Here is a 9,860-nt window from a genome sequence, read left to right as displayed (position 1 = left end):
GCGAGCGCGACATCGCCGGTGTTCTTGCCGACGATGATTTCCACCAGCATCATCTTCTCGACCGGCGAGAAGAAATGGATGCCGATGAACTTGCCCTGGTCCTTGAATTCCTCCGCCAGCGAGTTGATCGGCAAGGTCGAGGTGTTGGAAGCAAAGATCGCATCCCCCTTCAACAGCGGCTGCGCCTTGGCATAGGTTTCGGCCTTGACCTTGCGGTCCTCGAACACCGCTTCGATGATCAGATCGCAATCCTTCAATACATCGTAGTCGGCGGTGGCGGTGATGCGCGACAGGATCGCCTCGCTGTCGGATGCCTTGGCCCGGCCCTTCTTGATCAGATCGTCGATCACGGCCTTGGCGTGGCCCTTGCCCTTGTCGGCGCTTTCCTGGTCGCGGTCGATCAGCGCCACCTCGATGCCGGCGCGCGCCGAGACATAGCCGACGCTGGCGCCCATGAAGCCGGCGCCGATCACCGCGAGCTTTTTCACCTTGGTCGGCGGCACGTGCTGCGGACGCCGCGCGCCCTTGTTCAATTCCTGCATTGACAGGAACAGGCTGCGGATCATCGCGGCCGCTTCCTTGCTGCGCAAAACTTGCGTGAAGTAGCGCGATTCCACGCGCAGCGCCGCGTCGATCGGCAACTGCAGGCCTTCGTAGACGCAACTCATGATGGCGCGCTGCGCCGGATAGTTGTCATAAGTCTCGCGCCGGTAGATGGCATTGCCGGCCGGGAACATCATCATGCCCGCCTTCGAGTAGACCGGGCCGCCGGGCAGCTTGAAATTCTTGTCGTCCCAGGGCGCAACCGCCTTGCCGCCACCCTTGATCCAGTCCTTTGCCGCTTTGATGAGATCGCCTGAGGGGACGATGGCGTCGATCAGCTTCAGCGCCTTGGCTTTTTCGATATTAACGGTCTCGCCCTTCAACAGCAGTTGCATCGCATCCTGCGGCGGCACGATGCGGGGCACGCGCTGGGTGCCGCCGGCGCCGGGGAACAGCCCGACCTTCGCTTCCGGCAGCCCGAGCCGGATTTTTGGATTTTCAGCCGCAACGCGGTAGTGGCAAGACAGCGTCAGCTCGAAGGCACCGCCAAGCGCCAGCCCGTTGATCGCCGCGGCCCATGGCTTGCCGCAGGTTTCGATGGCTCGAAACACCAGCGAGGATTTGCGGCTCTCGTCGAACAGCATCTGGTTGGCCGCGACCTCGCTTTTGGCCTTGAGCAGTTCGGCGTAGCGCCGGTTCATGCCCTCGAGCATCGACAGATCGGCGCCGGCGGAAAACGCCTCCTTGCCCGAGGTCACGACGACGCCCTTGACCGCGGCGTCGGCGGTGGTCTGCTTGACGATCTCTCCGAGTTCGTTGATCGTGGTCTCATCGAGCACATTCATCGAACGGCCGGGAATGTCCCATGTCAGCAGCGCGATGCCGTCGGCGTCGGTCTCGACTTTGAAATTCTTGAAGGCCATGTCTGTCGCTCCCTCGATGCCCAGCCCGAAGGCGCGGCGGTTGTCTCTGCTATCAACTCGTAGGGTGGACAAAGGCGCCCTTCGCGCCGTGCCCACCATTTCAGTCCGCCAGGAAACTGGTGGGCACGCTTCGCTTTGCCCACCCTACGGACGCCTCTGCTAATTCACACCCGCTCGATAATCGTCGCGGTACCCATGCCGCCGCCGATGCACAGCGTCACCAGCGCGGTCGATTTGTTGGTGCGCTCGAGTTCGTCGAGCACGGTGCCCAGGATCATCGCGCCGGTGGCGCCAAGCGGATGGCCGAGCGCGATTGCGCCGCCATTGACGTTGATCTTGCTGCTGTCGATGTCGAAGGCCTGCATGTAGCGCAGCACCACCGAGGCGAACGCCTCGTTCAGTTCGAACAGATCGATATCGGATTTCTTCATGCCTGAGCGTTCCAACAGTTTTTCGGTGACGTCGACCGGGCCGGTCAGCATCATCGCCGGTTCCGAGCCGATATTGGTGAAGGCGCGGATCCTTGCACGCGGTTTCAAGCCGTGTTTGGCACCGGCCTGCTTGCTGCCCAAAAGCACCGCGCCGGCGCCGTCGACGATCCCCGAGGAATTGCCGGCGTGATGCACGTAATTGATACGCTCGATCTCGGGATGCGACTGGATTGCCACCGCGTCGAAACCAGCCATCTGCCCCATGGTCACGAACGAGGGCTGCAACTGGCCGAGCGACTGCATCGTCGTCGAGGGCCGCATGTGCTCGTCCTTGGCCAGAATGGTGAGGCCGTTGACATCCTTCACCGCGACCACCGATTGGTTGAAGCGGCCCTCGTCCCACGCCTTGGCCGCGCGCTGCTGGCTCTGCACCGCATAGGCGTCGACGTCATCGCGCGAAAAGCCGTATTTGGTCGCGATCAGATCGGCCGAGACGCCCTGCGGCATGAAATAGGCCGGCACCGCAATCGAGGGGTCCATCGGCCAGGCGCCGCCGGAAGCCCCGATGCCGACCCGGCTCATCGACTCGGCGCCGCCGCCGATGGTGAGTTCATGCTGGCCGCTCATGATCTGGGCGGCGGCGAAGTTCACGGCATCGAGACCGGACGCACAGAAACGATTGATCTGAACTCCTGGTACGGATTCGCCGAGCCCCGCCTTCAGCGCCGCGAAGCGCGCGATGTCGGAACCGGCCTCGCCGACCGGATCGACCACGCCGAGCACGACGTCGTCGACGACGTCTTCCCTGAGGTTGTTACGCTCCTTCAGCGCCCGCAACGGCACCGTGGCCAGCGCCAGCGCGGTTACCTCGTGCAGCGCGCCGTCGGGCTTGCCGCGGCCGCGCGGCGTGCGAACGTGATCGTAAATATAGGCCTCAGGCATGACGCCCTCCCGGTATGATGATCAAAATATGCAAGCGATTCGCAGGATGTCGCAGATCTCGTCTTGGGTCTTGGAAGTCCCGAGTTTTTTGGCAATCTCTCCGATCAGAAGGCTTCCGCCGCCAATTCCATGGCGGTCGCGCATCCGGTCTGGATTCGGGCAAGATGCACCGATGTTTCCGGCAGCATCCGCTCCATGAAGAAGCGGCCGGTCACCAGCTTGGTGGTCAGATAGGGCGTCGTGCCGCCGCTCGCAATCTTGTCCGATGCGACTTTCGCCATCCGCGCCCACATGAAGGCGAAGGTGACGAGGCCGAACAGGTGCATATAGTCGGTGGCGGCGGCGCCGGCGTTGTCGGGCTTCATCATCGCATTCTGCATCAGCCAGGTGGTGGCCTGTTGCAGATGGCCGAGCGCGGTACTCAGCGGCGCCACATAGGGCTTCATGGCCTCATCCGCGCCATGCTCCCTGGCGAAGGTCGCGACCTCATTGAAGAAGGACATCACCGCGCGGCCGCCGTCGCGCGGCAGTTTGCGCCCCACCAGGTCGAGCGCCTGAATGCCGTTGGCGCCCTCGTAGATCATGGCGATGCGCGCATCGCGCACGAACTGCTCCATGCCGTGTTCGGCGATGTAGCCGTGACCGCCGAACACCTGCTGCGCCAGCACCGTGTTGGAAAATCCGACGTCGGTCAGAACGCCTTTCATGACCGGCGTCATCAGGCCCATGTGATCGTCCGCCTCCTGGCGATCCCTGGGATCGCTGGATCGGTGGGCGACGTCGCTTTTCAGCGCGGTCCACACCACCATGGCCCGCGCCGCCTCGTTGAACGCGCGAATGGTCAAGAGCGTGCGGCGCACGTCGGGATGCACGATGATCGGATCGGCCGGCTTGTCGGGCGCCTTCGCCCCCGAGAGCGCACGGCCCTGCAGGCGGTCGCGCGCATAGGCAGCGGCGTTCTGATAGGCGACTTCCGATTGCGCCAGTCCCTGCACCGCGACGCCGAGCCGCGCCTCGTTCATCATCACGAACATGCCCTGCATGCCCTTGTTTTCTTCGCCGATCAGCCAGCCGGTGGCGCCGTCGTAATTCATCACGCAGGTGGAATTGCCGTGAATGCCCATCTTGTGTTCGATCGAACCGCAGGCGACGCCGTTGCGCGCCCCCAGCGAACCATCGGCATTGACCAGGATCTTCGGCACCACGAACAGCGACACGCCCTTGATGCCGCTGGGCGCCCCCTCGATGCGCGCCAGCACCAGATGGATGATGTTTTCCGAAAGATCGTGCTCGCCGGCGGAGATGAAGATCTTGGTGCCGGTGATCTCATAGCTGCCGTCGGCCTGCTTGACGGCCTTGGTGCGCAACAGCCCGAGATCGGTGCCGCATTGCGGCTCGGTAAGATTCATGGTGCCGGTCCATTGCCCCGCCACCATCTTCGGCACGAACATTGATTTCTGTTCTGGCTTGCCGTGTACCATCAGCGCCGCCGTCGCCCCCATGGTCAGCCCGCCATACATCGAAAACGCCATGTTCGCCGAACACTGGAATTCGTTGACGGCCTGGGTCAGCGTGATCGGCAGCCCCTGACCGCCATATTCGGTCGGCGCCGACAGCCCGAGCCAGCCGCCTGCGGTCACCTGTTTGTAGGCTTGTTTGAAGCCTTTCGGCGTGATCACGCGGCCATCCTCATGGCGGGTGCAGCCCTCGAGATCGCCGACGCGATTGAGCGGCTGCAACACTTCTTCGCTGAGTTTGGCGGCCTCGTTCAGGATCGCCTCCCGCACATCGGCGGAGGCGTCGCTAAAGCCGGGAAGATTGTCGTAGCGGTCGATCTGAAACACGTCGTTGAGCAGAAAAGTGACGTCTTCGACGGGGGCTTTGTAGCTCGGCATCCTCATCCTCCGGGCTCGCTGGCCCCTTTAAGGGAGATCACGCAGCGCAGCAATCACTCAGTTCCAAAAATGGACCTTACCTGTTCTGGAGGTCCAAGACACCTGCTATTGAGGCACCCGCTATTGAGGCAGCTGCCATCAGGCAACCCCTATCAAGCAGCGGTTACGACCTTGCGGAGCTTGCATCAGCATCCTGCCTCGCCAGCTGTTCTCCCATCAGCCGATGCAGCAGGTTGATCGCCTTCAGCGGGCGCACCATCACCTTGAAATGCGTGACCCGGCCGTCTTCCCCGCAGGTGATGATATCGACCCCGTTGAGCTTGATGCCGTCGATCTCGGCTTCGAACTCGAGAACCGCGCTGGTGTCGTTCCGCCATTCGCGGACAAAGGCGAAGCTCGGGCCGCCCAGTACCTTACCTACACTCCACAGATACTTGAACGTGATGTCGCGGCCGCGCTGAGGCGTATGCACGACGGGGCTTTCGAACACCACATCGGGGTCAAGCAGGTCCCACAGCGTTTCGCGGTCATGGGACTTCACGTAGTCGTACCACTTGTCGAGGCCAGTCATGTTCATCGGCGTTCTCCTGTGCGTGAACGGCGCAGCCATTGTGCTGATACTACGCGGTGCGAAAAGCCTGCAGCGATTCCGGCCGCGTGGTGTTGCTCGAAGCCGGCGCGGCAGCGACGATCGTCGCCGCAGCGCTCGACCTGAGTCGAAGCGGTGTTCAGCCCCTGGGATTCATTATGCATATTGACGCATATGCACCTTTATGCATAAAGTCAAGGATGCTGGTTGCGGGTTCGTTGAAGACGGAGGGTTGGCGTATTGGCGCTCGGTGACGCAATTCTTGCTTGCCTGACAGAACGCCCGATGACGGGCTATGAACTCGCCAAGACGTTCGATGCGTCGATCGGGTTCTTCTGGAAAGCCGACCACCAGCAGATCTATCGCGAGCTCACGCGGCTGCGCGATCGCGGCCACATTCAGGGTCGCGAGGTGGTGCAGTCGGGCAAGCCCAACAAGCTGGTCTACACCCTCACTGCCGGGGGCAGAGCCGCGCTGCGCCATTGGGCCGCCCGGCCGAGCAGCCCGCCATCGATCAAGGACGATCTGCTGGTGCGGCTCTACGCGCTTGACAGCGTCGACATCGACCCTTTGCGCGCCGACCTGATGGCGCGGCTGGAGTACCATCGCGACCGTTTCTCCCGCTACGAACGCATTCTGCAAAGACGCTTTCCTCAAGGCACCGCATCGTCAGCAGATACCGGCAAGCTGCTCGGACTTCATATCGGACTTCGTTACGAGCGTGCCGTGGCAGAATGGTGCGAAGAGGCTCTCGCTACCCTGCCGGCCGGCGCCAACGGCACGGGTGTCACGCCGATCAACGGCAGCCAGCGCGAAAACAACGGATGATATTTTAAGGTCCGGCGCCACCGTTCCTTAACTCGGAATTTACCCTGACACGAAAATGTCGAGGCCTGAGGCAGACGACCTGCGTAGATTCGATTGTCCCTCTGAGGGACGCGCGGGAGGTTGAGGCGCAGGGGGCGCGTCGGAGTCGGAACCGGGCAAGAGCATGAATTCGCGCGCTTCGTTGGGTGCAGAGGGTATCGATCCATCCGTTCGCGAAAAGGCTGAAGCCGCCGCGCGACGCGCCGGCATGTCGCTGAACGACTGGCTCAGCTCCACCATCGGCAATGCCAATCCTGCGAACTTCCACCAGGCGCCGCATCGGCCTGTGTTGCCGAGCCAGGAAATACAGGACGTCGCGGATATTCACGCGCGGCTGGATTCCATCACCCGCCAGATCGAACAGATTTCGCGGCCGGCGCCGCGCAATGACAGGCCGGGCGGCGAGCCCATGCGCGGCGGCGAATATGGAGTCGCACGGCAATTGAACGAGGCCATCTCCCGCCTCGATGCGCGGCTGTCGCAGATTTCAACCACCGCCCCGCCGAAACCCGCCCAGCCTCAGGGTCCCCCGCGCAAGGCCGACACGTTCGAGCGCGCCGCAACCCAGCCCTATCGGCCTTCGCCGCCGCTCAGCCCGGGGTCGCTGAACTTCGCGATCGCAGAAATCGCTGCGCGCCAGAGCGAACTCGAGAATGCCGCGCCGCCTAGTCCGGCGCCGCCGCGCCGCGCGCCGCTGGTGGCGCCGCCGACGGTGCCTGTGGCAGCGTTCGAAGCGGCGCCCGCAATCGCCGCCGGCCCGGATTTTTCCACGCTCGAAAGCCATCTTCTCAAGATCACCCGCCAGATCGAAGCACTGCGTCGTCCCGACGACCTCGAACCATCGATCGCCGCGTTTCGCGGCGAACTGACGGAGATTCGCCAAGCCATCACCGAGGCGATGCCGCGACGGGCGATCGAAGCGATCGAAAACGAAATTCGCTTGCTGTCCCGCCGCATCGAGGAGACCCGTCAGAGCGCCATCGACGGGCCGGCCCTCGCCGGCGTCGAGCGCGCGCTCGGCGAAATTCGCGACGTGTTGCGCTCGCTGACGACCGCCGAGCAGTTGTCGGGTTACGACGAGACCATTCGCAATCTCGGCGCCAAGCTCGACCTGATCTTGCGCGCCAGCAACGATCCATCCACGGTCCAGCAGCTCGAAGGCGCCATCTCCGCCCTTCGCGCCATCGTCTCCAATGTCGCCTCCAACGACACCCTGGTCCGGCTGCACGACGACGTCCGCACGCTTTCGGAGAAAGTTGATCAACTTGCTCGCCAAGAGAGCAACGGCGATTCGTTTGCGGTTCTGGAGCGGCGCATTGCCGCCCTGACCTCGACACTGGAGAGCCGCGAGCGGCCGGCGGTCGGCGAAAGCTCCGAACATCTCGAAGGCGCGCTGCGGGCATTGTCCGACCGCCTTGACCGCATGCCGGTCGGCAACGACAACGCACCCGCGTTCGCCCATCTCGAAGACGTTCTGCGGTCGTTGTCCGACCGCCTCGACCGCATGCCGGCCGGCAACGACGGCGCATCCGCGCTCGCCCATCTCGAACAGCGCGTAACCTACCTGCTCGAACGACTAGAAGCCTCTGCCGAGCACCGCGCCGGCAATCTCGGGCGGGTCGAAGACGCTCTTCAGGACATTCTGCGCCATCTCGAAACCCAGCACGCGACCTTTGCGGCCTTGGCGGAGAAAAGCCGGAGCGCGCCCGAGCCGGCCGACACTGGCGTCATCGATATCGTCAGGAAGGAATTGTCCGACATTCGTTTCAGCCAGTCGCAAACCGATCGCCACACCCAGGATTCGCTCGAAACCGTTCACAACACGCTCGGTCATGTCGTGGATCGGCTGGCGATGATCGAAGGCGATCTGCGCGAGGCAAGGGCCCAGCCGGTTGCGCCGGAACCGGCAACCCCGCCGGCACCACCCACTGCCCCGACTCCGGCCGTCGCGAGCGCGCCGCAATCAAGGCCCGAACTGCCGAATCCGGCCGCGGCACAGGAGCAATTTGCCGCGGCCTCGCGGGAATTCCATGCCGTAGCGCCAGCGATAGCGGCCACCGTGCCGGTGACGCCACGGGCGATCAGTGAAATTCTGGGGCCCCATGCCGCGGCGGCGCGGCAGCCGATCGCGCCGGATCTGCCACCTGATCACCCGCTGGAGCCGGGAACACGTCCCTCAGGCCGCCTGGCCTCGCCATCCGAGCGCATTGCTGCATCCGAAAGCGCGATCAGCGAAATTCCGACCGCAGCGCACGAAAAGGCCACCACATCGAGTTTCATCGCCGCCGCGCGCCGCGCCGCCCAGGCCGCCGCGGCCACCGCGGCCGCTGGCGACAGGTCCGCCCCACGCCATGACCCCGCCGGCAACAACGCCAAGAAACCCTCGACGATCACCGCCAAGATTCGCTCGCTGCTGGTCGGCACGAGCGTCGTCGTCATTGTGCTCGCCTCGTTCAAGATGGCGATGACGCTGCTCGACGGCGGCAGCGCGCCGCCGCGCTCTGCCATGGAGAGTTCCAGCGAGCCGCAGCCTTCGGCCCAGTTGCCCGCGGATCTTACGGCCAAGCCTGGCATGCATGGTCCGGCGACATCAGGTCCGGGGCCGCTTGGTCCGACGGCGCCTTCGATGACCTCGCCGACACCGATCGGCCGGCAGTCCCTCCGTGATCCCGAACCGCTCGCTTACGATAGCGTCGCCTCGGCCGCTACCCCGCAGCCCACGCCGATGCCGTCCGCTTCGTCGGTTTCCGTCAGCGATCCTACCGGCTCGATTCTGTCGGCGCAGGCGGTACCGTTTGGTCACAAAATTACCTGGGTGCAGATCCCGCCATCCGAGAAATTGCCGGACGGGATCGGCGGCCCGGTGCTGCGCGCGGCCGCCCTCAAGGGCGATCCGACCGCCGCCTATGAGCTTGGCGTGCGGTTCGCCGAGGGCAAAGGCGTGGGCCAGAACCTGGATGAGGCCGCGAAATGGTATGACCGTGCGGCGAAAGCCGGCGTGGTGCCGGCGATCTTCCGGCTCGGTACCCTCTACGAAAAGGGCCTGAGCGTGAAGAAGGACCTCGACATCGCGCGCCGCTACTATTTGCAGGCCGCCGAACGCGGCAATGCCAAGGCGATGCATAATCTGGCCGTGCTCGCCGCCGACGGCGGCGGCAAGGGCGCCGACTACAAGGAAGCATCGCAATGGTTCCGCAAGGCTGCCGATCGCGGCGTCGCGGACAGCCAGTTCAATCTCGGCATCCTCTTCGCCCGCGGCATCGGCGTCGAGCAGAACCTCGCCGAATCCTTCAAATGGTTCAGCCTGGCGGCGGCGCAGGGCGATGCCGACGCCGCGCGCAAGCGCGACGATATTGCCAAGCGGCTGGACGCCCAATCGCTTGCCGCGGCAAGACTGGCGATCCAGACCTTCACGCCGGAACCGCAGCCCGATGACGCCATCAACGTGGCGAGCCCGGCCGGCGGCTGGGACAGCGCGCCGGCGCAGACCGTTGCGGCAAAGCCAGTGGCCAAACCGGCTTCGCCCAAGCTCAACGCCGCCGCGCATTGAAGTGACCGGTTTGCGGCGCCGTCCAGCGCCTTGTACCTTTGCGCCTGCGCCAAAGCCGTATAGTGAGCCAGCCGCGATCCGCGAGAGGCTCGATCAAGCCGGTCTCTCGGCAGGCAATAC

At 64.1% G+C, this 9,860-nt stretch carries 6 protein-coding genes; 2 read left to right on the top strand and 4 right to left on the bottom strand.

Features of this window, described 5'->3' with window-relative positions; genetic code table 11:
- From ABSG20_RS21435 to ABSG20_RS21420, 4 genes are all read right to left on the bottom strand, one after another.
- On the bottom strand, positions 1-1,466 hold a 1,466-nt coding region (locus tag ABSG20_RS21435; RefSeq protein WP_423866513.1), incomplete at its 3' end, for a 3-hydroxyacyl-CoA dehydrogenase NAD-binding domain-containing protein.
- A 164-nt stretch (positions 1,467-1,630) separates the two neighbouring features.
- Positions 1,631-2,839, bottom strand: coding sequence for an acetyl-CoA C-acetyltransferase (locus tag ABSG20_RS21430; RefSeq protein ID WP_423866512.1), 1,209 nt, complete (start codon positions 2,837-2,839; stop codon positions 1,631-1,633).
- 104 nt (positions 2,840-2,943) lie between these two features.
- Positions 2,944-4,734, bottom strand: a complete 1,791-nt coding sequence (locus tag ABSG20_RS21425) for an acyl-CoA dehydrogenase C-terminal domain-containing protein (RefSeq protein WP_423866511.1) — start codon at positions 4,732-4,734, stop codon at positions 2,944-2,946.
- Positions 4,735-4,897: 163 nt separating this feature from the next.
- Positions 4,898-5,311 (bottom strand): nuclear transport factor 2 family protein, encoded by a 414-nt coding sequence (locus tag ABSG20_RS21420; protein WP_423866510.1) that lies wholly within the window; start codon positions 5,309-5,311, stop codon positions 4,898-4,900.
- A gap of 252 nt (positions 5,312-5,563) precedes the next feature.
- Between ABSG20_RS21420 and ABSG20_RS21415 the strand changes: the two genes are divergently transcribed.
- The gene (locus ABSG20_RS21415) at positions 5,564-6,151 is read left to right on the top strand and encodes a PadR family transcriptional regulator (RefSeq protein ID WP_423866509.1); all 588 of its coding nucleotides are present in this window, start codon (positions 5,564-5,566) and stop codon (positions 6,149-6,151) included.
- 163 nt (positions 6,152-6,314) lie between these two features.
- Positions 6,315-9,740 carry a tetratricopeptide repeat protein gene (locus ABSG20_RS21410; RefSeq protein ID WP_423866508.1) on the top strand — a complete coding sequence of 1,142 codons (3,426 nt, stop codon included), beginning with the start codon at positions 6,315-6,317 and terminating at the stop codon, positions 9,738-9,740.
- Positions 9,741-9,860: the final 120 nt, after the last annotated feature.

This window comes from Bradyrhizobium sp. (assembly GCF_049512235.1).
In the GTDB taxonomy this organism is placed as follows: Bacteria; Pseudomonadota; Alphaproteobacteria; order Rhizobiales; family Xanthobacteraceae; genus Bradyrhizobium.
The sequence above is the reverse complement of the archived record's forward strand: the minus strand, read 5'-3'. Positions and strand labels throughout refer to the sequence as shown.